This is a genomic window from Actinoplanes sp. NPDC051470, assembly GCF_040682035.1.
In the GTDB taxonomy this organism is placed as follows: domain Bacteria; phylum Actinomycetota; class Actinomycetes; order Mycobacteriales; family Micromonosporaceae; genus Actinoplanes.
In genome coordinates this window covers 54,042-80,915 of record NZ_JBFBAA010000025.1, presented here as the reverse complement: position 1 = coordinate 80,915, position 26,874 = coordinate 54,042, and the positions used below count along the sequence as shown (strand labels likewise).

The 26,874-nt window shown below is 70.4% G+C and carries 26 protein-coding genes and 1 pseudogene; 12 read left to right on the top strand and 15 right to left on the bottom strand.

Features of this window, described 5'->3' with window-relative positions; all coding sequences use genetic code 11:
- Window positions 1-374: 374 nt before the first annotated feature.
- Window positions 375-956 (bottom strand): DUF4240 domain-containing protein, encoded by a 582-nt coding sequence (locus AB0M54_RS34280; RefSeq protein ID WP_364322011.1) that lies wholly within the window; start codon window positions 954-956, stop codon window positions 375-377.
- Between AB0M54_RS34280 and AB0M54_RS34275 the strand changes: the two are divergent.
- A pseudogene (locus AB0M54_RS34275) lies at window positions 928-1,781 on the top strand (NAD-dependent epimerase). The gene AB0M54_RS34280 and the pseudogene AB0M54_RS34275 sit on opposite strands and share 29 nt — an antisense overlap.
- Window positions 1,782-1,981: 200 nt before the next feature.
- The gene (locus AB0M54_RS34270) at window positions 1,982-3,313 is read left to right on the top strand and encodes a hypothetical protein (RefSeq protein ID WP_364475916.1); all 1,332 of its coding nucleotides are present in this window, start codon (window positions 1,982-1,984) and stop codon (window positions 3,311-3,313) included.
- Window positions 3,314-3,590: 277 nt separating this feature from the next.
- Here AB0M54_RS34270 and AB0M54_RS34265 read toward each other — a convergent pair whose 3' ends face one another.
- Complete coding sequence (locus AB0M54_RS34265; protein ID WP_364322023.1) at window positions 3,591-3,854, bottom strand: GlsB/YeaQ/YmgE family stress response membrane protein; 264 nt, start codon at window positions 3,852-3,854, stop codon at window positions 3,591-3,593.
- 304 nt (window positions 3,855-4,158) lie between these two features.
- On the opposite strand from AB0M54_RS34265, the gene AB0M54_RS34260 reads away from it, so the two are divergent.
- Window positions 4,159-4,866, top strand: a complete 708-nt coding sequence (locus AB0M54_RS34260) for a DUF998 domain-containing protein (RefSeq protein ID WP_364475914.1) — start codon at window positions 4,159-4,161, stop codon at window positions 4,864-4,866.
- Window positions 4,867-4,988: 122 nt separating this feature from the next.
- Here AB0M54_RS34260 and AB0M54_RS34255 read toward each other — a convergent pair whose 3' ends face one another.
- The 3 genes from AB0M54_RS34255 to AB0M54_RS34245 are packed head-to-tail and all read right to left on the bottom strand — an operon-like array spanning window position 4,989 to window position 7,639.
- A complete protein-coding gene (locus AB0M54_RS34255; protein WP_364475912.1) occupies window positions 4,989-6,056 on the bottom strand; it encodes a Gfo/Idh/MocA family oxidoreductase in 1,068 nt (355 codons plus the stop codon).
- Window positions 6,053-6,736, bottom strand: coding sequence for a ThuA domain-containing protein (locus tag AB0M54_RS34250; RefSeq protein WP_364475910.1), 684 nt, complete (start codon window positions 6,734-6,736; stop codon window positions 6,053-6,055). Before AB0M54_RS34250 ends, AB0M54_RS34255 begins: the two co-directional genes overlap by 4 nt.
- A gap of 9 nt (window positions 6,737-6,745) precedes the next feature.
- Window positions 6,746-7,639, bottom strand: a complete 894-nt coding sequence (locus tag AB0M54_RS34245) for a TrpB-like pyridoxal phosphate-dependent enzyme (protein ID WP_364475908.1) — start codon at window positions 7,637-7,639, stop codon at window positions 6,746-6,748.
- Between the two features lie 79 nt (window positions 7,640-7,718).
- Here AB0M54_RS34245 and AB0M54_RS34240 point away from each other — a divergent pair, with 79 nt between their 5' ends.
- Genes AB0M54_RS34240 through AB0M54_RS34230 form a run of 3 tightly spaced genes read left to right on the top strand, consistent with a single transcriptional unit; the run spans window position 7,719 to window position 12,139 of the window.
- Window positions 7,719-9,182 (top strand): GGDEF domain-containing protein, encoded by a 1,464-nt coding sequence (locus AB0M54_RS34240; protein WP_364475906.1) that lies wholly within the window; start codon window positions 7,719-7,721, stop codon window positions 9,180-9,182.
- Window positions 9,183-9,197: 15 nt separating this feature from the next.
- Entirely contained in the window at window positions 9,198-11,177 is a 1,980-nt protein-coding gene (locus AB0M54_RS34235; RefSeq protein ID WP_364475904.1) for a GDSL-type esterase/lipase family protein, read from the top strand.
- A complete protein-coding gene (locus tag AB0M54_RS34230; RefSeq protein WP_364475902.1) occupies window positions 11,174-12,139 on the top strand; it encodes a methyltransferase in 966 nt (321 codons plus the stop codon). Before AB0M54_RS34235 ends, AB0M54_RS34230 begins: the two co-directional genes overlap by 4 nt.
- 38 nt (window positions 12,140-12,177) lie before the next feature.
- On the opposite strand, the gene AB0M54_RS34225 is transcribed toward AB0M54_RS34230, so the two are convergent.
- Window positions 12,178-12,759: a helix-turn-helix domain-containing protein gene (locus tag AB0M54_RS34225; RefSeq protein WP_364322049.1), complete on the bottom strand. Its 582-nt coding sequence runs from the start codon at window positions 12,757-12,759 to the stop codon at window positions 12,178-12,180.
- Between the two features lie 112 nt (window positions 12,760-12,871).
- On the opposite strand from AB0M54_RS34225, the gene AB0M54_RS34220 reads away from it, so the two are divergent.
- Complete coding sequence (locus AB0M54_RS34220; protein WP_364322051.1) at window positions 12,872-13,783, top strand: alpha/beta fold hydrolase; 912 nt, start codon at window positions 12,872-12,874, stop codon at window positions 13,781-13,783.
- Here the strand turns inward: AB0M54_RS34220 and AB0M54_RS34215 are convergent.
- The 4 genes from AB0M54_RS34215 to AB0M54_RS34200 form a co-directional block, all read right to left on the bottom strand.
- The gene (locus AB0M54_RS34215) at window positions 13,744-14,325 is read right to left on the bottom strand and encodes a GIY-YIG nuclease family protein (RefSeq protein ID WP_364322053.1); all 582 of its coding nucleotides are present in this window, start codon (window positions 14,323-14,325) and stop codon (window positions 13,744-13,746) included. The genes AB0M54_RS34220 and AB0M54_RS34215 overlap by 40 nt on opposite strands.
- Window positions 14,326-14,491: 166 nt before the next feature.
- Complete coding sequence (locus tag AB0M54_RS34210; RefSeq protein WP_364475900.1) at window positions 14,492-15,898, bottom strand: IS1380 family transposase; 1,407 nt, start codon at window positions 15,896-15,898, stop codon at window positions 14,492-14,494.
- Between the two features lie 167 nt (window positions 15,899-16,065).
- Window positions 16,066-16,623, bottom strand: a complete 558-nt coding sequence (locus AB0M54_RS34205; protein ID WP_364475898.1) for a DUF1697 domain-containing protein — start codon at window positions 16,621-16,623, stop codon at window positions 16,066-16,068.
- Between the two features lie 108 nt (window positions 16,624-16,731).
- Window positions 16,732-17,955 carry a peptidoglycan-binding domain-containing protein gene (locus AB0M54_RS34200; RefSeq protein WP_364322057.1) on the bottom strand — a complete coding sequence of 408 codons (1,224 nt, stop codon included), beginning with the start codon at window positions 17,953-17,955 and terminating at the stop codon, window positions 16,732-16,734.
- A 348-nt stretch (window positions 17,956-18,303) separates the two neighbouring features.
- Here AB0M54_RS34200 and AB0M54_RS34195 point away from each other — a divergent pair, with 348 nt between their 5' ends.
- From AB0M54_RS34195 to AB0M54_RS34180, 4 genes are read left to right on the top strand one after another with little or no spacing between them, the layout of a single operon-like run.
- Entirely contained in the window at window positions 18,304-18,918 is a 615-nt protein-coding gene (locus tag AB0M54_RS34195) for an isochorismatase family protein (protein WP_364475896.1), read from the top strand.
- Between the two features lie 47 nt (window positions 18,919-18,965).
- On the top strand, window positions 18,966-19,571 hold the full coding sequence (locus tag AB0M54_RS34190; protein WP_364475894.1) for a dihydrofolate reductase family protein: 606 nt from the start codon (window positions 18,966-18,968) through the stop codon (window positions 19,569-19,571).
- 44 nt (window positions 19,572-19,615) lie between these two features.
- The gene (locus AB0M54_RS34185) at window positions 19,616-20,662 is read left to right on the top strand and encodes a DUF4118 domain-containing protein (protein ID WP_364475892.1); all 1,047 of its coding nucleotides are present in this window, start codon (window positions 19,616-19,618) and stop codon (window positions 20,660-20,662) included.
- The gene (locus tag AB0M54_RS34180) at window positions 20,655-21,338 is read left to right on the top strand and encodes a response regulator (RefSeq protein ID WP_364322063.1); all 684 of its coding nucleotides are present in this window, start codon (window positions 20,655-20,657) and stop codon (window positions 21,336-21,338) included. Before AB0M54_RS34185 ends, AB0M54_RS34180 begins: the two co-directional genes overlap by 8 nt.
- Here the strand turns inward: AB0M54_RS34180 and AB0M54_RS34175 are convergent.
- The 4 genes from AB0M54_RS34175 to AB0M54_RS34160 are packed head-to-tail and all read right to left on the bottom strand — an operon-like array spanning window position 21,328 to window position 24,351.
- Window positions 21,328-22,290 (bottom strand): zinc-binding dehydrogenase, encoded by a 963-nt coding sequence (locus AB0M54_RS34175; RefSeq protein ID WP_364322065.1) that lies wholly within the window; start codon window positions 22,288-22,290, stop codon window positions 21,328-21,330. The two genes, AB0M54_RS34180 and AB0M54_RS34175, sit on opposite strands and share 11 nt — an antisense overlap.
- On the bottom strand, window positions 22,287-22,730 hold the full coding sequence (locus AB0M54_RS34170; protein WP_364322066.1) for a MarR family winged helix-turn-helix transcriptional regulator: 444 nt from the start codon (window positions 22,728-22,730) through the stop codon (window positions 22,287-22,289). The genes AB0M54_RS34175 and AB0M54_RS34170 overlap by 4 nt, the downstream gene beginning before the upstream one ends.
- Complete coding sequence (locus AB0M54_RS34165) at window positions 22,727-23,173, bottom strand: Lrp/AsnC family transcriptional regulator (RefSeq protein ID WP_364322068.1); 447 nt, start codon at window positions 23,171-23,173, stop codon at window positions 22,727-22,729. The genes AB0M54_RS34170 and AB0M54_RS34165 overlap by 4 nt, the downstream gene beginning before the upstream one ends.
- A gap of 32 nt (window positions 23,174-23,205) precedes the next feature.
- The gene (locus AB0M54_RS34160) at window positions 23,206-24,351 is read right to left on the bottom strand and encodes an acyl-CoA dehydrogenase family protein (RefSeq protein WP_364322070.1); all 1,146 of its coding nucleotides are present in this window, start codon (window positions 24,349-24,351) and stop codon (window positions 23,206-23,208) included.
- Between the two features lie 107 nt (window positions 24,352-24,458).
- On the opposite strand from AB0M54_RS34160, the gene AB0M54_RS34155 reads away from it, so the two are divergent.
- Window positions 24,459-25,376 (top strand): 5'-3' exonuclease, encoded by a 918-nt coding sequence (locus AB0M54_RS34155; RefSeq protein ID WP_364322072.1) that lies wholly within the window; start codon window positions 24,459-24,461, stop codon window positions 25,374-25,376.
- A gap of 39 nt (window positions 25,377-25,415) precedes the next feature.
- Here AB0M54_RS34155 and AB0M54_RS34150 read toward each other — a convergent pair whose 3' ends face one another.
- Window positions 25,416-26,855, bottom strand: a complete 1,440-nt coding sequence (locus AB0M54_RS34150; protein ID WP_364475890.1) for an MFS transporter — start codon at window positions 26,853-26,855, stop codon at window positions 25,416-25,418.
- Window positions 26,856-26,874 lie beyond the last annotated feature (19 nt).

Genomic DNA, 26,874 nt, shown 5'->3' with positions numbered 1-26,874 from the left:
CTCAGACGTGGCCCACACACTGGGCAGCGCCGTGGCGTCCGGCGGTGGTTGGCACCCGGAGTGCTCCGACGACGTCGGATGCCCGTCACCCTGGGTAGCACGAGGTTGATCGTCATTCAGGGAGGGCCGCTATCTGCGGCAGAAGAGTATGCATTGCCAGCCGTCGGACTGGCGCACAGCAATCATCTGGGAACCGCCGGTCGAGCACTCGCCCGAACAAACGGTGAGCTGGATCTTGGAAGAGGTCCCAAACGGCCGGGTAGGGCGATCCGCGCGACCGGCCGCAAGGGCGCTGTGACTGCTCAGCGGCCCGCTGCGCTACTCAAGACCGTCCACGCCTTTGGGTTGCGGCGGCGTGCGGAGACGGGTGGGGTCTATTCGGTCCAGTGCTCGCCGAACAGCGCCCATAGGCGCGGGTAACGGAGGGCCACCATGTCGGTGTTCAGCCGGGCCCAGTCGCCGTCGTGGGGGTTGGGATCGGTGCGTAGCGTTACGGCGCGTTCTGCGGTAACGACATCGCGGATGTCCCCGTCGATGTCCGCCCGCTGGTCGCCGACCTCGCAGGCTACGTATTCCAGGGACTCCCACGTGGGGTGGTCGTCGTCCTGCCAGGGTCGTGGGAGAGACGCCAGCCTCTGTACGGCCGGTACCGTGGCGAGGCTGTCGGGGTCGGCGATCGCTCGCTCGTGAGCTGTGCGGCCGAGCCCGACGAGCCACATCTGGAAGTAGTGGAATCCGTCGGTGCCGCAGCGGCCCTCCATGAGGATGTCGGCGGATCGCCATAGGCGATACGTGTTGGCCGGTTCCCGAGTCCCGGACAGGTGCTGGACGAAGTCGAGCAGATCTGAGCGGGAGATCCGGCTGAGCCTCTGAGCCAGAAAGGCCTCGCGGTCACCGGGCTGGGGCCCGGCTCGGTGCGATAGCTCGATGAACGACGAACAGGTCCGGGTCGTCACCCGCAGCGGCGGTGGGCCCGAGCACCCCGCGATCGAGCGGGTCGCCGCCGACGCCACCGATGGCGACCGGCTCACCGAGCTCACCGCCGGCGCGGCCGCCCCCTACAACTGCGCCAGCCCGCTCTATCACCGCTGGCTCACTGACTGGCCGCCGCTGGCCGCCGCCCTGCTGACCGCCGCCGAGCGCACCGGCGCGACGCTCGCCGTGACAAGCAACCTTTACGGCTACGGGCCGGTCGACAGCCCGATCACCGCCGACACCCCGCTGGCCGCCACCGACGCGAAACTGCGCGTCCGCGCGGACATGTGGCGGGCCGCCCTCGCACTGCACGACGCCGGCCGGATCCGGGTGACCGAGGTGCGTGGCAGCGACTACATCGAGGCCAGGCCGCTGCTCGCCGGCCGTCGCACGCTGGTGCCAGGCGCGCTCGGTGCGCCGCACACCTGGACATCGATCAAGGACGTGGCACGCACACTGACCACGGCAGCCATCGAAGAGCAGGCATGGGGCCGCGCGTGGCTGGTGCCGTCGCATGCCCCGATGACCGTGCGTGAGCTGGCCGACCGGTTCACCCGCGTGCACGGCGCCCCGGCGCCACGGCTGGCCCGGATCCCGTACCCGATGCTGTGGGGCGCGGGGTTGATCTCGCCGATGACGCGGGAACTGCGGGCGACCTACTATCAGTCGCGCGGCCCTTCGTGCTGGACGCATCGCTGACCGAGCGCACGTTCGGCCTGATGCCTTCGGACCTGGACGAGGCGTTGGCGGCGGTCGGATCACCGGAGCGCGTGGGCGCTCCAGGCCGCGGCACGACCGGCTCATAGCAACGATGGTGGCCACCATGGTGCTGCTCCTGTGCCGGCGGCGGCCGGCGCATCGCTCGTATCGGCGGGTTACCCCCAAACAGGATCGGTCTGTTGGGGCGCCGGCGCGGCCAGCCGCGTTAGCGCGGGCGTGCGCGCGGTTCATTTGTCAGAGCACGCCACCTCCCCGATTGGGTGATGCCGGTCGCCCCGGGCGACACGTGGGCGACATCGGCCCCGCGACGCGCGGTCATACGGTCCAAAACGATCACAATCGCGTTCTCGACCGCGTCGAGCCGATTGCCGGCCTCATCGACCTGCCAGAAGTCTCAGTTGGAACGCGCCAACCGACGACATACCTGCCGCGCTCGCGTCCCTGCCGCAGGCGACGGGCCCGGATCCGCGAGCGCCGCACGGTCGAAGGCGATCACCTCGGCGTCGATGTCGTCATCCGATTCGGTGATGGTGTGGTCATCGTTGGCATGGTCTACCGCATGACCGGGTCAGCTGACGACGCGCCTCGTCGCCTCGACTGGCGTGGTCGAGCCGTCTCCCTGCTGCTGGGCAGTGCTGGCGGGATGAGCGTCAATCTGGTCAGCACCGACGTGGGCTACCGGGGCGTCGCGGCAGCGGCGGCCATGGCCGCAATGATGATCGTGGCATCTCGGCTTCGGGCGCTGCCGGTCCGCGCCCCGATCGTCCGGATCAGCATCCGGGTAGCGCTGCTGGCGAGTTTTGCGGCCGCGGTTGCCGCGGTTGCCATGCCGCGCGGCCCGGGGGCGTACTTGGTCTTCGCGGCGGCGGTCTTCGGGGCGGTGGCTGTTCTGGCGACATCCAGCGTTCAGGAGGCCCTGCGGGTGTTGTGCGGTGCCGCGTGCGCGGGCGGCGGGGTAGCAGGCTTCAGCTTCGGTGTCGGTGCCTGTAATGACGGTGATCTGTTCGCCGGTATCGCGTTCGCCGGCGTCGGTGTTTCGGCCGTCGCGTTCGCCACAGCAATCGTGGCCGGCAGCGGCTGGCTGCGCGTCACCGCATTGCTCGTCGGCGGCTTGTCGGCCATCTGTTTCGGCATCGCCTTGAATTTCGAGAACTCCTCCTTCGGGATCGCGGTAAGCGCGGTGGGCGCTGCGGTAAGCGGGCTCGGGATCGCGACGCTGGTCGGTGGCCGGCCGCCGATCAGCGTCGCGATTTTCGGTGCCGGTCTGGCGATCGCTGTGCTGGGAGTCGCCTCACTCGCTGTCGGCTCAGTCGGGCAGGTCGTTGCGATGATCGTGTTCGGTATCGCCACTGTCTGCTTCGGAATCGCAAAGCTCACTGGCGACAAGCTGCTGTACGGGGCGGCCCTTGCCGGGGGCGGGACGGCGAGCATCGGATTCGGAACTATCGTGCTCGTAGCCGGACAGCCGCTGCCCTCGATCGCCCTTATCGGGCTCGGGGCGGCCTTCCTCGGAAACGGCGTTACCGGGCTGCTCGGTGGTGTCCTCGGCCACCAGCTCCGCGCGGGACTCGCAGACCTCACCCGAGAGCCGGACGCTCGGGCGAAGGGCCCGAGTTGATCAGTCGCTCGAAGGACGCGCTGCCTATATAGCGGTCTCCCAGCGCAACGTCGGGCAACTCGATCCGCCCGCCGCGCGCGTCGGTCCAGCATTCGCTCACCGGTGAGCTACCTCGTTGAGCAGGTGCCGCGGCACGTCCGACCAAACGAACGAACAGCGCGGCGTCGCTGCCGAATCTGTCGCTGCACCACGAGGCCGGCTGGGGGGTTGGGGTGAGGGGCAGGCGGGATCGTTCTGCCCCTGCCCCTCAGATGTATGGCGTGCTTGTGCTGTGGTGTTACCGGCGTACGCGCTTGACCCACAGGGGAGCGACGACGGCGACCAGGGCGATGGCGGCGGCGATCTGAAGGATGTGGCGGATCCAGTCGAAGCCCCCGGTGTCCCTGACGCCCAGAGCAGAAGCGATGAGGTTGCCGATGATGGCGCCGATCACGCCCAGGATGATGGTCAACCAGATGGGGATGTTCTGTCGGCCCGGCAGAATCGCTCGTGCGATGAGACCGATGATCAAACCGGCGATGATGGCCCAGATGAACGACATTGTGCGCCCTTCGGTGAGTGTCCGATGTCCTGCAGATGCCCGTGAAGTACCCGTGGGGATTCGTCGGCTTGCCGGTGAGGATCCGCGCAAGATGCTGGTGCTTGGGTCGGTTGCGACGTGCCTGATCGACGATGACCGTGTTTCCTCAACGTGTGACCGGCAAACACCCGCGTCGAGGTTTAGATGAGCAGGTTTTCCGGATCGCTGATCGGCGCCCTCCCGGCTTCCCAGCCGTGAGACCACCACCGCACGATCTGTCAACCATGGTTGACGGCTTGCCGTTCTGTCAACTACCGTTGACAGGATGACGACCTCGACAGCCATTGCCGCCACTATGCCTGAGCGGCCTCCTCCCCACCCGAGTCGGCTGCTCGTGGCCGGCCTCGTCGTCGGTCCCCTCTTCACCGCGGCGTACCTGGTGGAAGGCGCTCTCCGTGGCGACGGGTACTCCCCGCTCCGCCATCCGGTCAGCTCACTCGCTCTCGGGCCGCAAGGGTGGCAACAGATCGCGAACTTCGTTGTCTGCGGACTGCTGGTGGTCCTGTTCTCGATCGGCCTGCGCCGCACCCTGCGCACCGGCCCGGGCGCGCTGGCCGTGCCGCTACTGGTGGCCGTCTGGGGTATCGGGCTGATCGGCGCGGGAATCTTCGTCACCGACCCGGTCGGCGGTTATCCGACCGCGGCCAGCCCGGTCACCTGGCACGGCCAGCTGCACGATCTGGCCTTCTCCCTGCCCGCCTTCGCTGCGCTGACCCTCGCCATGCTGACCGCGACCGTCGCATTCGCGCGCCGGCGATCGGGCTGGTTCGCCCTGTACTCGGCTCTGAGCGGGACGGCATTCGCCGTGCTGTTCGCCTTCGCGCTGATCGGCTTCGCCGGCACCGACCCGTGGACCTCCACCGCGGGACTGTGGCAACGGCTGTCCGTGTCCGTCGGCTGGCTGTGGCTTGCCCTCCTCGCCACGAACCGCCGCCGAGCGGCCCGCCGAGCGACCCGCCGAGCGACCCGCTGAGCGGGGCGCTGAGCGGGGCGCTGAGCGGGGCGTCGCCGACCGCGTGCGCTGGGAACGGAGCCACCGGCGCGAGCTGGAGGCGCTGCGCCGGGGCTGGCGTCAACGGGTGGCCGACGCCGCGGCTATCCGTCCGTGAGGCGGGGCATGCGGGCCGGGACCGTGCACGTGGTGGTCAGGTCGGTGGGCCGGCCCGACTCCAGGGCCAGCATGATCTCGAGGACGTGCAGGGCCACGTCGGCGCCGGTGCGGTGCGGGGTGTCCGCCTCGATGGCCTCGGCCAGGTCGGCCAGGCCCACGCCGCGCCCGCCGGGCTGGTAGCCGGCGTTCCACGGGACGGTGGTCCAGGCCGGGTCGGCGCGGGTGAAGATCTCCACGTCGCCGTCGAAGCGGTTGGGGTCGGGGACGGACAGCGTGCCGGAGGCGCCGTAGACCTCGATGTGCGGGAGGCGGGCGGCCCAGGTGTCGAAGCTGAACATGACCGTCGTGACCGCGCCGCCGGCATGCGAGAGGTAGCCGGTCGTGTGGGTGTCGACCGCGACCGGGAACGACGCGCCCTCCTTCGGGCCCGAGCCGATCAGCCTCGTGTCCTGTGGGCGCACCGACAAGCCGCTGACCTGGCGGACCGGGCCGAGCAGGTGCACCAGGGTGGTCAGGTAGTACGGGCCCATGTCGAGGACGGGACCGCCGCCGGGCTGGTAGTAGAACTCGGGGTCGGGGTGCCAGCGTTCGTGGCCGGGGGTGGTCATGAAGGCGGTCGCGGCGTGCGGGACGCCGATGGCGCCGGAGTCGAGCACGCCCAGCGCGGTCTGGAGGCCGGCGCCCAGGATCGTGTCGGGAGCGCAGGCGAGCCGGACACCTTCCGACGAGGCGGCGTCGAGAAGAGATTCCGCGAGGAGAAGGGACGGGGCGAGCGGCTTCTCGCCGTACACATGCTTGCCGTTCTTGATCGCGGCGAGGGCGACCGGGGCGTGACCGGCCGGCGTGGTCAGGTTGAGGACCACGTCGACGTCGGGGGAAGCGCACAGGTCGTCGAGGGTAAGGACCCGGGCGCCGGGATGCTGTGCGGCCAGGGCCTCGGCCCGAGAGGACGAGAGGTCGGCGACCGCGGTGACCGGCAGGGACGGGAACCGGGACAGGGTCTGGCTGTACTGGGCGCTGATCTTGCCGGCGCCGACGATGCCGACCCTCATCGGGCCGCCCACAGCAGGCCACGCTCGACGATCGTGCGCACGTTCTCGTCCTCGAGCACCTCGACCCGGTGGCCCGGCGTACACACGAAGACCTTGCCCTGACCCCACTGGCGGGTCCAGACGGCCGGGGCGGTGATCGGCCGCGACCACTCGCCCCACGGCCGGGTCGCGGTGGTGGTCGTGGCCAGCACGTCGTTGTAGTCGTCGGTCAGCACCCAGTACTGCTCGGTGTGGAGCTCGAAGTCGGAAATCCCGGAGGTGATGGGATGATCAGCGACGATCTCGATGCGGTGGTTGACGTAATTGTCCGACATGTCGCCGGTGCGGTCATCGGGAGCGAGCCGTGAGGCGTGCGTCGCGAACTGCCCGCCCACCAGTTGGAGGTAGTCCGAGCTGGCCCGGTAGGAGTCGCAGATCCCGCCGTGCCAGCCCGCGAACCCCGCGCCCCCGCACACCGCCGCGATGAGCCCCTTCAGCGCCTCCGGAGAGATCGTCGACATGGTCACGCTCTGGACGATCAGATCGACCGACGCCATGTACGAGGCTTCGGCGTAGACGGAAGGATCATCGGAGACGCGTACGGAGAAATCGTTGTCCTTGAGGAAGGGGATGAACAACTCGGTGGCCTCGACGGGCTGATGCCCCTCCCAGCCGCCGCGGACTACCAGGGCTTGTCGCATGCCCCATTCTTAACGGGTGGCTGGAACTTCCGGAAGACCCGCGAGAGCCGCCTCGAGCGCGGGGCCGGACAGCTCGTGGTCGACCATCTCCCCGGCCAGGTACCGGCTGTAGGCGGGCAGGTCGAGGTGGCCGTGCCCGCAGAGTGCGGTGAGGATCACCTTCTCCTCGCCGGTCTCCTTGCACCGCAGCGCCTCCTCGACGCAGGCCGCCAGCGCGTGCGTGGGCTCGGGCGCCGGCACGATGCCCTCGGACCGGGCGAACCGGATGCCCGCCTCGAAGCACTCCTTCTGGGTCTTGGCCACCGCCTCGATCAGCCCGAGCTCGTAGACGTGCGAGATGAGCGGGCTCATGCCGTGGTAGCGCAGGCCGCCGGCGTGGATCGGGTCGGGGATGAAGTCGTGGCCGAGCGTGTGCATCTTCATCAGCGGGGTCATCCCGGCGGTGTCGCCGAAGTCGTACGCGTAGGTGCCCTTGGTCAGCGACGGGAAGGCGGCCGGCTCCACCGCGCGGATGATCGGCGACATGGTTCCGGCCAGCTTCTCCCCCAGGAACGGGAAGGCCAGCCCGCCGAAGTTGGAGCCGCCCCCGGTGCAGCCCACGATCAGGTCCGGGGTGTCGCCGGCCTTGGCCAGCTGGAGCAGCGCCTCCTCGCCGATGATCGTCTGGTGCAGCAGCACGTGGTCGAGCACGCTGCCCAGGGCGTAGTTGGTGTCCGGATGCTGGGCCGCCACCTCGACCGCCTCGCTGATCGCGATGCCCAGCGACCCGGGAGAATCAGGGTCCTTCTCGAGTACGGCTCGGCCGGCCGCCGTCAGGTCGGACGGCGACGGCACGTCGGGCACCAGGTTGTACCAGCGGCGCGGCATCTCCGACTCGTCGAGCAGGATCTTCGTGGCGGTCATGGGTGCATCATCGGCGATCCGGCCCGGATTCCTCAGGTCCGACACGACCAGGTCGATCAGAGGGGGCATGGGGACCGGCATGCGCAGGTGGGACACGACTGGGCTGGTGGTGCTGCTGGCCCTGGGCGCGTTCTCGATCGTCGCGATCCAGGTGTCCGGCTCGTCGACCAGGCCGCTGTTCAACGCCGTGGCCGGGTTCGCCCAGCTGTTCTTCGCCGTGCTCGGGCTCGCCTTCGCGATCCGCACCGCCCGCCTGGGCCGCGAGCTGCCGAGACATCTGAGGCGGGCGTGGCGGATGATGCTGCCGGTCTACGTGCTGTGGCCGGTGACCATCGTGCTGTACGCGGTCTACCCGGGGCAGGGCTTCCCCAGCCCGCCGGACATCGGCCGGCTGCTCATCGCCGTGGCCACGCTGATCGGCATCCTGGCCTTCGCGCGGCTGCCCGGCAGCAGCGCCGAACGGGCCAAGCTGCGTCTCGACGCCACCCTGGTCGGCGTGGGAACGGCCATGGTGCTGTGGTTCTTCGTGGTCAGCCCGGCCCTGCGGGACGACGCCACGTCGACGTGGCGGGAGATCGTGCCCAGCGTCGTGCACCCGCTCTTCGGCGCGGCGCTGCTCTTCTGCATCAGCGTGGTGCTGCTCCGCGGGCCCGGCGCGGCCGCCGCCCAGCGCCCGCTGCTGGTGCTGGTCGCCGCGGTGGTCATGATCCTCACCGGGGACATGATCCGGGCGTACGTGATCAACCACGGCGGGCCGGTGATGCCGACCGCCCTGCAGACCACGCTGTGGACCGGCGGCATGTTCCTGTTCATGCTCGCCCCGTACGTGCAGCGCTTGTACTGCCGCCGCCCCGACCGGATCCGCTGGGCCACCGAGGGCGGCGCCTCCTCGCGCCCGCCGCGCTGGCCCTACGTGACCGTGATCCCCGGCTACGCCCTGCTGCTGCTCGAGGTCGGCGCCAAGGAGCCGTACCCGGCCGGCGGCCTGATCGCCGGGGCGATCATCGTCTCGTCGCTGGTCTTCGCGCGGCAGATGATCGCCGCGCAGGAGAGCCGGCGGCTGGCCGTCACCGACGGGCTGACCGGGCTGGCCAACCGCTTCCAGCTGTACGAGGTACTGCCGCGCGCCCTGGCCAAGGCGGCCCGCAACGGCACCCGGGTCGGCGTGCTGATCATCGACATGAACGGCTTCAAGCAGATCAACGACACGCTCGGCCACCGGGCCGGCGACCAGTTGCTGGTCGGCTTCGGCGACCTGCTGCGCCGCTGTGTGCTCGGCTCCGACCTGGTGGCCCGGCTGGGTGGTGACGAATTCGCCATCGTGCTGCCCGAGCTCACCGACGAGGCGCAGGCCCAGGCGGTCATCCGGCGGATCCGGGCGGCGATGGCCGAGCCGATCGACGTCGGCGAGACCCTGGTCCAGCCCAGCGCCAGCATCGGCGTGGCACTGTCCGAGCCGGAGGAACTCGCCACCGACGACGTGGTCGCCCGCGCCGACATGGCGATGTACGAGTCCAAGAAGAACAGGACGCCGAGCCGTTAGCTCTAGGGTGTCGGCGTGGACATCGCGCGTCGTGGCGCCTACCGGCGTACCGCCTTCTTCGTGCTCGCTCTCGCCGCCCTGCTCGCGGTGGCCCGCCCCGGCATGCCGTCCTTCGTGGTCGTCGGCGTCTTCTTCCTCTACGTCGCGATCGCCGCGGTGTGGATCGCCGGTCAGTACGCGCAGAGCCTGGGCGGCCGGCAGGAGGTCGTCCCGGCCTGGCTGTGGGGCCTCGGGCTGCTGGCCGCCGCCGGGCTGATCACGCTCTGGTTCGTCAAGCACTGGAGCGGCACGCTGCTCGGCGGACTGTTCCTGATCTACCTGCTGGCCGGCAGCGCGGTCGCGGCCTGGCGGCAGCGCCCCGGCCTGCCGCGGCGGCTCGGGCTCGGGCTGACGGTCATCGCGGTGCTGCTGACCGTGGCCGGGTCGGCCCTGCTGTGGCTGACGTCGTGGCGGCTCGCGGCCGGCATCGTGCTCGCCCTCGGTGTGCTGCTCTTCCTGCCGCTCGCGCTGACCATCGGGGCGGAACAGACGATCAACACCGTGCGGACACCGTACGCGCTGATCCTCGGCTTTCTGGGTCTGCTCCTGCTGGGCGCGACGGGATATCTCGGTGTCCGGATCAGCCACTCCTCCCTGGTCCTGTGGGTGCTGGGGGCGATCGCGGTGCTGGTCGTGGCCATGGCCTCGGCGACACAGGCGGACGTCGTCCTCATCATGTCGTTGATCGCGGCGATGGGCGTGACCCCGCGCCCGGCCGGCGAGCCCGGCCACCTCGAGGTGCAGGGCCGGCAGCGGGTGCTGGTCGCGCTGGGCGACTCCTTCATGTCCGGTGAAGGGGCGTCGATCTACTACGAGGGTACGGACGAGGCCGACCCGGATCGCGGCGACCAGTGCCGCCGCTCCCCCACCGCCTGGGCCGTGCTCGCCGCGCGGAGCCCCGCGTTCGACGGGCTGGACTTCCTGGCCTGCTCCGGCGCCCGCACCTGGAACGTCCTCCCGCAGCCGCCGGCCGACCCGCCGGCCGACGTGACGCTCACCCGCAAGGGCGTGCCCGCGGCCGTGCCGGACCGGTCCGCGCAGACGCAGCTTCAGCAGTACCAGCAGCAGAAGGGCTTCACGCCGGCCATGGTGGTGCTGAGCGTCGGCGGCAACGACGCCGGCTTCTCGACCATCGGGCAGATGTGCCTGGCCCCCGGCTCCTGCGACGAGAAGGCCGACCTGTGGACCACGTCGCTGGCCCAGGTGGAACGCAACCTGCGGGCGACCTATGTGGCCGTGGACGACAGCTTCCCCGGCGTACCCGTCGCGATCGTGCCCTATCCCGACCCGATCCAGCTCACCCGGGGCTGCAACCAGCTCGCCCTGTCCCGCCGCGAGAAGGAGTTCCTGCACGACTACGTCGGGCAGCTCAACGGCGTGATCACCCGGACGGCCGGCGAGTTCGGCTTCCACGTCGTCGACGACATGCAGCGCGCCCTGGGGTCCGAGCACCTCCAGCTCTGCGACCCGCGGAACGACGGGCGGCCCGGCCTCAACTTCGTCGGGCTGCGGTCGGTGCGGGGCGGCGCCGAGGAGCGCTACAACCCGCGGAACTGGTCGCACAGCAGCCTGCACCCGAACGAACGCGGCCACGCGGCGATGTCCCGCACGTTCCAGGGCTGGCTGGCCCGGCAGCCGTCGCCGCTCCCGCCACGGGTGGCGATCAGCGCCCTCGCGCGCGACCGGCAGCAGGCCGCGCTGACCGCCCAATCCTCCAAGACCCTGACCCAGGCGGCCCAGGAGGCCCGGGCCGAGGCGCCGCTGTGCCAGCTCGGGTACGGCGACGACCAGGGCACCTGCCGGCCGCAGGGTACGGACTGGACGCTGAAGCAGATCGGCCACCTGCTCCTGGCCCGGTGGGGCCTGCTCGCGTTCTTCGCGACCGTGCTGGGCGCCTGGCTCGTCGCGGTCGGCTTCTTCACCTGGCGACGTCGATCTACGGAGGATTCACCATGAGCGACGATCTGTGGGCCGTGGCCGATCTGGTGACGCCGATGGCGGTCCGGGTGGCGGCCACGCTGCGGCTGGCCGATCACATCGCGGCCGGGGTGACCTCGCCCGCGGCCCTGGCCCCGTTGGTGGGCGCCGACCCCGATGCGCTCGACCGGCTGATGGCCCATCTGGTGACCGCGGGTGTGCTGACGCCGTCGTACGGGCTCACCGCCCTCGGCGAGCTGCTGCGCGACGACCACCCGGACGGGCAGCGGGCCTGGCTCGACATCGCGGGAGCGGTCGGGCGGGCCGAGTTGTCGTTCGTCCACCTGCTGCACTCGGTACGGACCGGTGAGGCGGCCTACCCACAGCAGTACGGGCGGGAGTTCTGGGACGACGTGAGCGGTGATCCGGCCCTCTCGGCGACCTTCGACGCGCTGATGGGCGGGCGGCTGGGCGGCGACGCCGGGGAGATCGCCTCGGCGTACCCGTGGGGCGATCTTGGTCGTCTGGTCGACGTCGGCGGCGGGAACGGAACCCTGCTGATCGCCATCCTGCAAGCCCACGACGATCTGCGCGGCACGGTCGTCGACCTGGCCGACCCGGTGGCCCGCGCGACCACGGCGATCGCGGCGGCCGGGCTCACGGCCCGCGCCGACGCCCAGGTGGGCAGCTTCTTCGCCCCGCTGCCGGCCGGGGCCGGGGGCTACCTGCTCTCCGGGGTGATCCACGACTGGGACGACGAGTCGGCCGTGCGGATCCTGCGGCGGTGCGCGGCGGCGGCCGGTGACACCGGCAAGGTCCTGGTCATCGAGGACAACATCGGCGACGACCGGTTCACCTCGGGCGACCTGCGGATGCTCTGCTACGTGCGCGGCCGCGACCGCACCGTCGACCAGCTGAACGAGGTCGCCGCCGCGGCCGGGCTGACGTTCTCGTCGGTGACCCCCGGCGGCAACCGCCTGATCGTCGAGTACCACCGGTAGGTGGCTGGCCCGACCACCTGATCCACGACGCGACGGGGTCAGCCGTTCGGCTTGGGTTGTTCCTGGCGGAGGCCGGTGACCAGCAGGGTGACGATCCGGCGGACGTCGTAGTCCGAGTCCGGCACGGCCCAGGCGCACAGGTCGCCGACCGCTCGGAGCAGTTCGTAGGCGCTGATGTCGGCGACGACCTCGCCCTCGGCCCGGGCCGCGGTCAGCAGGTCGGACAGGACCGGCATCAGCCGGTCGAGGAAGAGCGTGTGCAGCGCCGAGAAACCGGTCGGGTCGCCCTGCATCACCGAGGCCAGGCCGTGTTTGGTGCCGAGGAAGTCGACGAACAGGTGGATCCAGTCGAGCAGGGCGGCGAACGGCGACGACGCTGAGGCCAGCAGGGCCGGGCCGGCGTCGGCGCACGCGTCGATCTGGTGCCGGTAGACGGCGACCACAAGATCGGCCCGGGTCGGGAAGTGCCGGTACAGCGTCCCCATGCCCACGCCGGCCGCCGCCGCGACCTCGCGCACGGTCGCGTCGACGCCGGAGGTGGCGAACACCGTGGCGGCCGCGTCGAGCAGGGCGCGCTCATTGCGTTCCACGTCCGCGCGGCGCTTCGGGGTCGCAGACATCCGTGCATCCTCCCACGCTCTCGGGTCCGCTCGCGGTTTCCCTTGTCGAAACGGAGCATTGCTCCGTATAGTGAACCGGAACGCTGCTCCGATTCTAGCGAGAGGACCACTCATGCTCCTGTCAGCCAAACCGGTCGTCCTGCCGGCGCCTCACCGCGGCGACGACCTTCAGGTCCGCGTCTCGGCCCCGGCAACCGGGCGCGACCTGCCCGTCGTCGTGTTCGCGCACGGGTTCGGGCAGGCCATGGACTCGTACGACCCGCTCGTCGACTTCTGGGCCGACAACGGCCTGGTCGTGGTCCAGCCCACCTTCCTCGACTCGGCCACGCTCGGCCTCACCCCCGCCGACCCGCGCTACCCGGAGATCTGGCGCACCCGCGTCGCCGACCTCGTCCGGGTGATCGACGACCTCGACACGATCCTCACCGCGATCCCCGGCCTGGCCGGGCGGGTCGACCAGGAACGGCTCGCGGTGGCCGGCCATTCCTGGGGCGGCCAGTCGGCCGGGATGCTGCTGGGCGCCCGCGTGCTCGACGCCGACGGCCGGCCCGGCCCGAGCGCGACCGACAAGCGGGTCAAGGCCGGCGTCCTCCTGGCCACGACCGGCCTCGGCGGCGACGACCTCTCGCCGTTCGCCCGGGAGCACTTCTCCTTCATGAGCCCCGACTTCACCGAGCTGACCACACCCACCCTGGTGGTGGCCGGCGACCACGACCAGTCACAGCTGTCCACCCGGGGCCCCGACTGGTTCACCGACGTGTACGACCTCAGCCCCGGCGCCGAGAGCCTGCTGACGATCTTCGGCGGCGAGCACTCCCTCGGCGGCATCCACGGCTACCGGGCGGCCGACACCACCGACGAGAGCCCCGACCGCGTCGACCTGGTCCGGCGGGCGTCGTGGGCCTTCCTGCTCAAGGCGCTCGACATCGACAACACCGCCTGGCCGAAGATCGTGGCGTCCCCCGGCCCCGCCGGGCGCATCGACTACCGGCCGGTGTCGTCCGGGCCGGCCGAGACGTTGTAGGCGTCCTTGGCCGCGACCACGGCCGCCTGAAGGTGTTCCGGGTCGACGCCGTGAACGTTGAGCGGCGGGTGCAGGCGCCGGACCAGCGCGGCCTCGACCACCGCCGGCTCCGCGTCCTCGGCCCAGGTCAACCGCAGGTGAGCGTGCATCCACGCGGACAGCCGCTGCTCGTCCTCGGGAACCAGGACCACCCGGTTGGTCCACATCGTCCGATAGCCCTCGGACACCAGAAGGCCCACCAGCGTGCGGCGCAGGGTCGAGTTGCCCGACCGCCTCAGATGGTTGCGCAGAATCCGGCCCCGCAGGTTGGTGGCCCTTCCGAGGTAGAGCAGCCGCAGCGACGGGTCGTTCTCGTTCGGCGGCCCCGGCAGGTCGGCAAGGACCGAGGAGTCGGCCCACCACGCGTAGACCCCGCTGCCCCGGCTGAGCCCTTTGACGGCAACGTCGAGCTCGAGGGGCAGGCCGGACAGCAGCCGCAGCGCCTCCTCCACCCTGGCCTGGTCGGTCGGGACGTCGTCGTGTCGCATTCCGGAAGTGGTCATCGAGCCCATGCTAGCCTCCGTCTTTCAGTAAGCCGTGCGGGTTGGTCGGGTTTGCTGATCGTGGTGGGTTTGGCCTTGGTGATGTGGCCGCGGGCAGAGGGTGTCGCCCGGCCGGAGGCCGGGTTGCTCCGTGGTCCTGGTTGTGGGTCGGCGGCGGATTTTGTTGTCAGGTAACGGGTTCGGGTAGGGCTGCGAGGCGTTGGAAGGCTTGGACGAGGTCGTTGGTCCAGGGCCAGCCGGCGGCGACGCGCAGGGTGGTGGTCCGGGCGGTGCGGGTGAGTTTCGCGGCGACGTGCAGCAGCCGGTAACGCAGCTTCTTCGGCTCGGCGGCGGCCATCGCGCCGTCCAGGAGCAGCGCTTGAGTCCAGGCGAGCAGGTCGATGCCGGTCAGAGCGAGTTCCAGCCACGCTTGGTTGATTGCGAACTGGCGGGACGGGAATCGGCCGAACCCGGTGGTTTTGCCGGTGCGGATGCGGTCTTCGACGCGGGCATGAGCGCGGTGCCGGACTTCGAGGAACTGGATTGAACCTTGGCCGTGCGGTGTGTCGGTGGCAAAGACCTGATGCCGTTTGCCGTTGACCTGGTCGAACAGCGAGAGTTGCGCGCCGGGGTGCGGACGTTCGCGGCGGCAGATCAGCCGGGTGCCGGTCGGGAACGACGCCAGCAGGCCAGGGCTGGTCAGGCCGGTGAGTTCGACGATCTCGGCGCCGTCACGCAGGCTGCCGTCGCCGTCGATCGCCGCCACCCAATCGTCGGCAGCGGTGATCGCGGCCCGGACTCCTTCGGTGATCGCGACACCGACGGAGAACTCGGTCGCCACACCCTGCTCACGCAGGCCGCGCAGGTGAGCGAGGAACTCGTGGCTGCTGCCCGCCGAGTCGGACCGGACAAGGACCGGAACGCCGTAACGGCAGGGTTCGGGGATCTGCTGCAGGGCCTGGTCCAGGACGGTGATGTGGTCGGCGGCGGTGTTACTGCCGGCGTTACCCGGGCGCAGCATCCCGGCCAGGGCTTCGCCGGTGGCGTCGAGGAAACACAACAGCGGGTGGAATCCGAACGACGCCTTCCAAGTGGGTGTCGCCGATTCCTTCTCCGAATGAGCGAGGACGATCGTCGCGTCGAGGTCCAGCACGAACCCCGGCAACCTGCGGCCCAGGATCGTTGTCGCGGGCAATCCGCGGCGGGTCTCGATCAGCTGAGCCCACGCCAGTTCCCGCGCGGCGGCGCGAGCCGCCCGCAACCGGGCCAGTGCCGCAGTGTCGATCGCGTCGAGGACCCGCCACGCGGTCGGGTCCGAAGCCACCGGCCCGAACAAGCTCGGCTGCTGCCGCAACACCGCGAGATCGCTGATCGCCTCACCACCATCAGCCAGCAGCACCGCCAGATCGACGGCGACGCGGCCCGGCTCATGCACCGAGCGGCGCACCCGGTCCAGCCCGAGCGCTTCAACGAAACCGCTGGTCAACCCGGTCTTATCAGCCAGATCGGTGAGCAGGCGGACGCCGGCATGACCGACCACCCCGCGAGCACCACCGGTGACAACAACCTTCGGACGCGTGCCGGTACTCTGCACCTTGAGAGTGCCTTCCGATGATGGACAGATGTGGCCCTAGACAAGTCCCATCGTTCCAGATCAGAAGGCACTTTCGCGTTCCCGAGGCCCGCCATCAGCAGCCCTTACTGAAGGGCCAGGGCTAGGCGTCGTGCCCGGCCGGCCGGCACACCGGTGGGGCCGCGACGCTATTGAGCGTCTCTCATGACCAGCATTTCCGACAATTTCCTCGTCGTGGCCCAGCTGCGAATGGTCATCGACCTGTAGAGCGGTGAGGTGATGATCGAGCTGAGCCGGCTCTTGGTGCGCTGAGCGCTGAGGCGCTGCGAATAGACGACGCCATTACCCGGCCACACCCGGTCGACGCCGTCGCGCGGATTGAACACCGGCATCACCTCGGCGACGTCGACACCCATCAGGAAGATCGCGTCGCTGTGGAACTTGTCCGGCTGATCACCGAAGCCTTCCGGCCGGTCGTCCACCACCGACCGCAATTGCTGTCGCGAGAGCACCAGAACCTTGATGATCTCGCTGTCAAGAAGAAAGTGTCCGGGCAGCGCCGTTTCGATGCGGGACGCTATCTCGTCAGCATCCTGATCCGACGCCAGAATGGCGTTCCCACTGGCGATGTAGGTCGAGACATCGGCGAACCCGAGCCCTTCGAGGAACTTCTTCAGGCTCGCCATCGGAACCTTGTTCTTTCCCCCTACATTGATGCCGCGAAAGAGAACGAGGAAAGTCTTCACCCGATCATGATACCCGTTACCGATAGTGCGCTACGCGACCGAGCGGCGGTACTGAATCGGTTACACGCCGCACACTCGTCAACTTCAAACCCGTCCGCGCGGGCGGGGTCAACGTTCTTGAAGCTTCTTCCATTCCTCCCACTGCTTGCGGTAGGCATCACGGGCGAGCTCGCCGCTATCGGTTCTGGCCTTGTCGAACAGGTCCCGGAAGACGAGCGCGAAGGCCTTGTCGAACCCGCCAGGCTTGAACGACAGGCCGTCCGGGGTTTTGACCAGAAACGGACGGATGGTTTTCTGAATGGCAGCGTTGTACACCAGCCCGGCCTCCTCGGCCCGACGGGCCGTGGTGAGAACGGTCGTCGTCTCAGCCTCGATCACCTTGCGTGCCCAGGCCGTGCCGTCCTTGACCGTTGTCCTCGACTTAGCCGCTTCCCTCAAAAGGTCTACGTTCTCCGCGTTGGCCGTCTCGTAGATCACTCGTATGACCGCGTCGGACTGGGAGACGTCGCTCGCGATGAAAATCTGCCTGAGCGCGATGTTGGTTACCGACTGCCCGGGATTTCCCGCGTGATAGGTGAATCCCTCTCGTTTGACGCGGGCGATCGCCGCCGCGATCGACGGTGACTTCGACGCGGCCTCTACGACCGCTTTGTCTACGTCGTTGCTGGGCTTCGGTGCAGGCGGTTGCGGGCTCGGTGGTGTTGGCGCCGGTGGTTGCCGCGCAGGTTGCTGGTCGATGGTCACGGGCTCCGCCACGGGCCCTGTCCCGGGATCGGCTACGGACAACCCGCTATCCTCGTCGCCGCGCCGGACGTCCGGGCTGGACGGCAGTTCGGGCAGATCGTCGGCCACCGGCTTCGGTCTGGCCGGAAGGAGGCCGTCGAGCGCCGACAGCGTCCGGGCGCCCGCCTCCCATCCGCCGGGTGCGATGCCCTTCCTCTGCTGGAAATCGCGCACCGCACGGGTCGTTGCGGGACCCCAGACGCCATCGAACCCGTCGAAATCTCCCGTCGAGTGCGTCGGCGGAGAACCAGTCGCGGCGAGCCCCTGCTGCATCATCGCTACATCTGATCTGGCATCCGCCGCCGTCAATGGCGGTGCGTTGTCATGCGCACTCGCCATGCGGGGCTCGCCACCCAGCAACTCGCTCTCCAAGGCGGGATGGCGCTGCACGGTCGCCCCGTGCAGGAGTTGTGTGACTGCCCGGTTGCCGGCCGCGCGCTGCAAGGCCCACATACCCAGCGCGGCCGAGCCGGAGCGCCGAGCGGCTCGGGCACAAGGCGCTTGTTCGGCCGACGAACCCTGCTCCTTGGACGGCCTCCCCAGGCTCATCGTGTCATGCTCGCAATCAGCGCTATCGAAGGCAGCGCCTCTTCGGGCAGCAACGAGGGTAACCTTGCGTTCCCGACCGACCGTATCGGCAGTCGAAGCGGGCCGCCGCCGAAACTCGATCGGTCAAATATACCGGCCGGCCTCACGGGGCTCGAGGCAAGAGCATTGCGGACCGCCCGTGTCGCGAACCTTTACGGTGATCGGTATGCAAGGGCTCAACGACACAATGGCATGATCACTGGGATTGTCATTTTCCAGGACACATTGATCATTGAGCCCTTTCCACCTTGACGAGGGCGCGGGCGGTCGGGCTTTTTCTGGCCGGTCACGTGCGTGATGATGTTGGGCGTGGTTGCGGAGATTCGTCTGGCGGAGGCGTTGGTCGTGGTGGACGTCCAGGTGGCGTTCGTCTGCGGGGCTGGCGCCGTGCCCGCGGCAGCACCTCTGACGGAGGCCATCGTGGGGTTGGTGACGAAGGCGCGGGCGGTCGGGGCGGTTGTCGTTCACCTGCAGAACGATGGGCCGGCCGGGGAGGTGGACGAGCCGGGCACGCCGGGGTGGGAGCTGTACCTTCCGGTCCACGAGGGCGCCGACGAGGTGGTCATCGGCAAGACCGGCGATGACGGTTTTGACGACACCGACCTCGGCGGACTGCTCCACCGTCGTGGCGTGCGCAGGCTGGCGATCTGTGGGGTCATGTCAGAGATGTGTGTCAGCGCGACGGCCCGGGCTGCTCTGCGGCTCGGATTTGGTGTGGTGCTGCCACACGACGCGCATGCGACCTACGACATCCCGGCGGCCCCCGACATCAGTGACGTCGTCCCCGCGGCGGTCGCGTCGCGGGTCGCGGAGTGGGCACTCGGCGACGGTATCGACATCGTGGCGCGTGCTGCGGCGGTCGACTTCGTCGCTCCTGATACCTCACCTGGTGCGGGTCGCCGGGGGGCGACGCCGACCTGCTAACGTCCGCCAGGACCGCTTGCAAGTTGCAATCGCTTGGGAGGTTTGCGATGTCGGACACCACGTGCCACATGTCGATCTCGCTGGACGGCTTCGCCGCCGGGCCGGATCAGAGCCGCGACAACCCGCTGGGCAAGCGCGGCCGGGAGGTGCACAGCTGGCACATCGGCGACCCGCGGGCCAATGACGCCGACAAGATCGCCGCCGAGTGGCTCATGCGCCCGCGCGGGGCCTACGTGATGGGCCGGAACATGTACGGGCCGATCCGCGGGGACTGGGATGAGGAATGGACCGGGTGGTGGGGCGCCGAACCGCCGTATCACGCCCCGGTGTTCGTGTTGACCCACTACGAACATGACCCGATCGAGATGGAGGGCGGGACGACCTTCCATTTCGTCACCGCGGGCTTCGACGCGGCCTACGCCGCGGCGCGCGAGGTCGCGGGCGACAAGGGCGTGGACATCGCCGGTGGGGCCTCGACGGTTCGGCAGGCCCTGATCGCGGGCGTGATCGACGAGCTCACCCTCGACATCGCGCCGGTGCTGCTCGGGTCGGGCGAGCGCATCTTCGACGGGGTCGAGTCGTTCGGCTTCGAACCGGTCGAGGTGCTTCACTCGCCGCTGACCACCCACATCCGCTACCGCCGGGCCGGCTGACCGTCCTACGTCGGATTCCGCACCGGGTTTGCGAGAATCGGCCGGTGAGGCGGTCGCGGGCGGCGGGAGTGGTGGCCGCGGTGGCGGGGCTCGGGGTGGCCACCGGGGCGCTGGCGCCGTTCCGGGACCAGGTGTCGCTGCCGGTTGTCGTGCTGCTGTTCCTCGTGCCGGTGCTGGGCGGGGCGGCGTTCGGCGGGTTGTGGCCGGCGCTGGGCGCCGCGGTGGCCGCGGAGCTGCTGGTCAACTGGTTCTTCGTGCCGCCGTACCGGACGCTGGCCGTGCAGGGCGGCGACAACCTGGTCGCGCTGGCCGTGTATCTGCTGGTGGCGGTGGCCGCGGGGCTGGCCGTGGACGCCACGGCGGCACGGGCCGCGGAGGCCGCGCGGCTGGCCGAGACCGATCGGTTGCGGTCGGCGCTGCTCGGGGCGGTGGGTCATGATCTGCGTACGCCGCTGGCCGGCCTCAAGGCCTCGGTGAGCAGTCTGCGGCAGCCCGACGTCGAGTTCAGCGCCGAGGATCGGGCCGAGCTGCTGGCAACGGTCGAGGAGTCGGCCGACCGGCTGACCGCGGTCATCGACAACCTGCTGGCCGTGAGCCGCCTCCAGGCCGGCGCCCTGGCCGTCGACCTGCGCCCGGTCGCCCTGGACTGGGTGGTGGCCGAGGTCGTGCTGCACGTCGGCGGGGACGTGCTGGTCGACGTACCCGACGATCTGCCGGAGGCCCTCGCCGACGCCGGCCTGCTGGAGCGCGTGCTGGTCAATCTGCTGGCCAACGCGCAGGCCGCGGGCGGGCCGGTGACCATCCGCGGGTGGACGGGCGGGGTGAACGTCAACCTGGCCGTGGAGGATCATGGGCCGGGCATCGCCCCGGAGCGGCTGGCGGCGGCGTTCGCGCCGTTCCAGCGGCTCGACGACCACACCGGCGGCGGGCTCGGCCTCGGGCTGGCCATCGCCCGCGGCTTCACCGAGGCGCAGGGCGGCACCCTGACCGCGACCCCGACCGAAGGCGGCGGCCTGACCATGAGAATCAGCCTGAGGGCGGCGCGGGCCGAGATAAGAGCGGCCGGAGAGGCGGCGGACGGCGGTGGCTGACGGCCGGATCCTCGTGGTCGACGACGACGACCAACTGCGGCGGGCGTTGCGGATCAACCTGAACGCCCGCGGCTATCAGGTGGCGACGGCGGCGGACGGGCGTACCGCGCTCGAAACCGCCTCCACATCGCCGCCCGACCTGGTCATCGTGGATCTCGGGCTGCCCGACCTGGACGGCGTCGAGGTGGTGCGCGGCCTGCGCGGCTGGACCACGACGCCGATCATCGTGCTCTCCGCGCGGGACGCCCAGGCGGTGAAGGTGGCCGCCCTCGACGCGGGCGCCGACGACTACGTGACCAAGCCGTTCGGGATGGACGAACTTCTGGCTCGGGTACGCGCGGCGATGCGCCGGGCCGCCCCCGAGCCGGGCGCCGCCGTCGTGACGACGCCCGACTTCACCATCGACCTCAGCGCCAAGCGGCTGACCCGGGCCGGCGAGGACGAGGTCCGGCTCACGCCGACCGAGTGGCACATGCTCGAGGTGCTGGTGCGTCACCCGGACAAGCTGATCACCCAGAAGGACCTGCTCCGCGAGGTGTGGGGCCCGCGCTACGAGCACGAGACCAACTACCTGCGCGTACACCTGGCGAACCTTCGCCGCAAACTCGAGCCGGAGCCGTCCCGCCCGCGCTACCTGATCACCGAGCCGGGCGTCGGCTACCGCTTCACACCGTGACGACGAGCTTGCCGGCCACCCGGTTGTGCTCCATGTCGTCGTGCGCCTCGGCGATCCGGTCCATCGGATAGACCTTGGCCACCGGCACCCGCAGCCCGGCGTCCAGGAACTCCTGCAGCGCCGCGGCCGGCAGGTTCGCGGCCTCGCCCCCGTAGCCGGTCAGGCGCACCCCGGCGGGCAGGTATCCGATCGGATAGAACTCCGGCACGATCCACTCGTCGGAGAGCAGACCCGAGAAACACACCGTCCCGTGTACGCGCACCGCGCGCAACGTGTCCGGCAGGGTCGGCGTGCCGACCAGTTCGATCGCCCCGTCGACCCCGTCCGGGAAGATCTCGCGCACCTGATCGGCCACGTTCCCGTCGTCGATCAGCACGTGGTCGACGTTCTCCAGCGCGCTCTTCTTGGCCGGGTTGCGGGTGGTGGCCAGCACGGTCAGGCCCCAGTGTTTCGCGAGCACGGCCGCGGTCATGCCGACCGACGACGTGCCGCCCCGGATGAGTACCGACTGCCCGCGCCGCGCGTCCAGCCCGACGGTCAGCGACCCGTACGCGGTCTGCAGCGTCTCCGGGATCGCGCCCAGCTCGGCCGGCTCGCGGTCGCTGCGGAACGGGATCACCTGCCCGGCCGGCACCAGCGTGTACTCCGCGTACCCGCCGTCGAAGGCCCGGCCCATCCCGCCCATCATCGTCATCACCGGCTGCCCCTCGGCGAACTCGCCGCCCGGCGCGGCCGCCACCACCCCGGTCGCCTCGATCCCCGGCACGCGCGGGAACGTGGCGTTCTCGGCCAGGCCGAGCCGCAGATGGAGCTCGGACCGGTTGAGCCCGAACGCGCTGACCTTGATCAGCACCTCGCCCGGTTCCGGCTCGGGGATCGGCAGCCGCCGCTCGACCAGCGCCGACGGCGGGCCGGGCGCGTCCAGCACGATGGCCCGCATGGTGTCGTTCATCTCGGGTTCCTTTCGATGAGCACGCTTCGCAGAGTGGCCAGCGAGCCGGCGAAATCGTCCAGCGGTACGCCCTCGAGCAGCCGGTTCAGCTCCTCGCCGAGCGCCTCCTCGGCCGCGGCGACCAGGTCCCGGCCGGCCGGCGTGATCTCGATGAGCGAGGAACGCCGATCGCCCGGCTTGGCGACCCGCACGCAGTGCCCGGCCGCCTCGATCCGGTCGACCAGCTTGCTGATCCCACCCACCGTGACCGCCATCGTCCCGGCGATGTCCTGCACCCGGACACCCTGGCCGCCGGCGATCACCCGCATCACCTGGAACCGCCCCACGGGCAGCCCGAAGCGCTCCTTCAGCCGCCGATCGACCGCGTCCCACAGCTCGATCTCCACCCTGACCACGTCATCGAACAACGCCGCCAGCCGAGATGTATTCCACGGAATCATTCTGCGATCGTAGGCGGCCGGTTCTCGTACGGGGTGGACAGCACCACCGTGGTGCGGGTCGTGACGTTGGCCGCCGTGCGGATCTGTTGCAGCAGACGCTCCAGGTCGGCCGGACCGGCCACCCGCACCAGCAGCAGGTAGAAGTCTTCACCGGCCACCGAGTAGCAGGAGTCGATCTCGGAGAGATGGGCCAGCCGCTCGGGGGCGTCGTCGGGCTGGGAGGGGTCGAACGGCCGGATCGCCACGAACGCGGTCAGCGGCAGCTCCAGCGCCTCGTACGACACCTTGGCCGTGTAGCCGCTGATCACGCCCCGCTGCTCGAGGCGGCGGACCCGCTGGTGCACGGCCGAGACGCTCAGCCCGACCCGCTCGGCCAGGTCGGTGTACGACAATCGGCCGTCGGCGGTGAGGGCGCCCACGATCGCCCGGTCGATCTCTTCCACGGCGACACCCTAGTCGGGTCATCAAGCACGGCCTAGCGTTCGCCCTTGGCCAGCGCGCGGCTGATAACCAGCCGCTGGATCTGGTTGGTGCCCTCGACGATCTGGAGCATCTTCGCCTCCCGGAACCACCGCTCCACCGGGTGGTCACGCACGTAACCCGCGCCACCCAGGACCTGCACGGCCTCGGTGGTCACCCGCATCGCGACGTCGGAGGCGAACAGCTTGGCCTTCGCCGCCTCGATGCGGAACGGGCGGCCGAGGTCCTTGAGCCGGGCGGCGTGCAGCAGCAGCGCCCGGGCCGCGGACACCTGCGTCGCCAGGTCGGCCAGGAGGAACCCGATGCCCTGGAAGTCGCCGATGGGCCGGCCGAACTGCACCCGTTCGCGTGAGTACGCCAGGGCGTAGTCGAGCGCGGCCTGGGCCAGGCCGACCGAGCACGCCGCGATGCCGAGGCGACCGGCGTCCAGGGCCTGCATGGCGATGGTGAACCCGGCCCCCTCGTTACCGACTAGTCGGTCGGTAGGCACCCGGCAGTCGTCGAAGACGATCTGGGCCGGGGCGGACGAGCGCAGGCCCATGGTCCGCTCGGCCTCCTGCGGCACGAGACCGGGCGTGCCCCGGTCGGCCAGCAGGCACGAGATGCCGGTGGCGCCGGGCCCGCCCGTACGGCAGAAGATGTTGTAGAAGTCGGCCTGGCGGGCGTGCGTGATCCAGGCCTTGGTGCCGTTGACCACCCAGTCGTCACCGTCGCGGACGGCCTTGGTGGTCAGCGACGCGGCGTCCGAGCCGCCGGCCGGTTCGGAGAGGCAGTACGCGCCCAGCAGGTCGCCGCCGAGCAGGTCGGGCAACATCTTGCGCTGGCGTTCGGAGCCGAACTGGGCGACCGGGAAGCACGACAGCGTGTGCACGCTGACCGCCTCGGCCACGGCCAGCCAGCGCCCGGCCAGGACCTCGAGCACCTGCACGTAGACCTCGTACGGCTGACCCGAGCCGCCGTCGTCCTCGGCGTAGGGCAGCCCGAGGAGGCCGGACCGCCCGAGGGTCAGCATCACCTCCCGGGGGAATTCGCCCCGCTCCTCGAAGTCCGCGGCCCGGGGCGTGAGCTCCCCGTCGGCGATCTCCTCGGCGAGTCCCAGCAGCTGGTACGCGTCGTCCGTCGGCAGCACCCGCTCCACCATGGCCCTAGCTTAACGCTCGTTTGGTTTTTGTGGGGGTGCCCTGTTCCACATTCGCCACCTGGTGAAGCGCCTCGAAAGTGAATTGAGACAGGGCATAGGCTCACCGCATGTCTGAACCTCGACAGCCGCTCCTCGCCGTGGACGCGCCGAGCCTCTACTTCCGTGCGTTCCACGGGATTCCCGAGAAGGCCGCCCAGACCAAGGCCGGCGAGCCGGTGAACGCCGTCCGGGGATTCATGGACATGATCTCCCAGCTGATCCGCACCCGGCGCCCCGACCGCCTGGTCTGCGCCCTGGACGCGTCGTGGCGGCCGGCCTGGCGGGTCGAGCTGGTGCCGTCGTACAAGAAGCACCGGGTCGCCCACGGCGACGTCGAGGTGGTGCCGCCGTCGCTCGAGAAGCAGATCCCGATCCTCCTCGAGGTGCTCGCCGCGGTCGGCGTTCCCGCCTTCGGCGTCGACGGGTACGAGGCCGACGACGTGCTCGGGACGCTGGCCGCGACCCAGCCCGCCCCGGTCGAGGTGGTCTCCGGCGACCGCGACCTGTTCCAGCTGGTCGACGACGAGCGCGGCACCCGGCTGCTCTACTGCGGGCGGGGCGTGGCCAAGCTCGAGGACGCCGACGACGCCCTGGTCATGCAGAAGTACGGGGTGCCGGCCCGCTGGTACGCCGACTTCGCGGCGATGCGCGGCGATGCGAGCGACGGCCTGCCCGGCGTCCCGGGTGTCGGCGAGAAGACCGCCGCGCGCCTGGTCAACCGGTACGGCGGCGTCGACCAGATCCTGGCCGCCCTGGACGACCCGGACGCCGGCTTCGCCCCGGGCGTCCGTAACAAGCTCAAGGACGCGAAGGAGTACCTGGACCGGGCCCTGCCGGTGTGCAAGGTGGCCCTCGACGTGAAGCTGCCCGACTTCGACCCGGCCCTGCCCAAGGCGCCCAAGGACGAGGAGAAGCTGCTCGCGCTGGCCGAGCGGTGGAACCTGGCCGGCTCGGCCCGCCGGCTCGTGGACGCGCTGGCCGGCTGACCGGACGGACCCGGCCCGGCCCAGGACTGGCATCGAGCGTCAGCCCGGCCGGCCCACCGGCTCAGGGGTGCGCTCGGGCGCCGGTTCACGGCGCGAGGCGACCACGTCGACGACCGCGGCGACCAGCGCCACCAGCACGAAGCCGATCGCCACGAGCAGGGCGGCCCGCAACGCCGGGATCCAGTCTCCGCGCGAGCTCGCCAGCTGGGCGAAGAAGACCGTCCCGGCCACGGCGATGCCCAGCGCGGTGCCGATCCGCTGCCCGGTCTGGAGGACCGCCCCGGCGCTGCCGGCCCGCCGCACCGGCACCTCGGCCAGGGTGAGCGTCTGGTTCGGGCTGATCACCAGGCCGCTGCCCACCCCGGCGACCAGCAACGGGACGGCGGCCGGCCAGACGCCGCCGCTGCCCGCGACCAGGCTCAGCACGAGCACCGTCGCCCCCAGGCCGCCGGCCACCATGACCAGCCCGGTCACGACCAGCGGGCGGCCCGACCGCGCCACGATCCGCCCGCCCAGCGCCGACGCCGCCGCCGCGCCCACCGCGAACGGCGTGACCGCCAGGCCGGACGCGAGCGCGCTGAACCGCAGCCCGTTCTGGAGGTAGAGCGTGTAGGTGAAGAAGATGACCGGGAAGCCGGCGAAGTAGAGCATGCCGATTAGGGCGCCCAGCGCGTACGACCGAACCCGGAACAGGCCCATCTCGATGACCGGCGTGTGGCTCCGGGCGTGGTGGCGCTCCCAGGCGTAGAACGCGGCCAGCACGGCCACCGAGGCCGGGATCAGCAGCCACTTGGCCGGGCCGTGCCACTCCCGTTCCTGCACCAGGGGCAACAGCAGCAACAGCACACCCAGGCCGAGCAGCAGGACGCCGATCGGGTCGAGCGACTCCCGTTTCGCCTTCGCCTCGGCCGAGCCGGGCAGGTAGCGCATGGCCAGCACGATGGCCGCGATGCCGATCGGGACGTTGATGTAGAAGATCCAGCGCCAGCCGCTCTCGGCGCCGAACAGGGCGATCAGCAGCCCGCCGAGCAGCGGGCCGACCGCCGTGCTGACGCCGATGGTGGCGCCGAGCAGACCGAACGGCTTGCCCCGCTCCTTCGGCTCGAACAGCTGCTGGATCAGGCCGGACACCTGCGGGTTGACCACGCCGGCGGCGGCGCCCTGGATCAGCCGGGCGACGACCAGGAACAGCGCGCTCCGAGCGAGGCCGGCGGCCGCGCTGGACAGCGTGAACAGCGCGACGCCGACGATGAACACGTTGCGCCGGCCGCGGGCGTCGCCGAACCGGCCGGCCGGCACCAGCAGCAGCCCGAAGGTCAGCGCGTAGCCGGACAGCACCCACTGGAGATCCCCCGCGGACAGGTCGAGGTCGGCGCGGATGGAGGGCAGGGCGACGTTGACGATGCTCACGTCGAGCAGCGTCATGAAGCCCGCCACCAGCGCGACGGACATCGCCTTCCAGCGGTTGCGGTCGGTCATCACCGCGGACTGCCCCTGG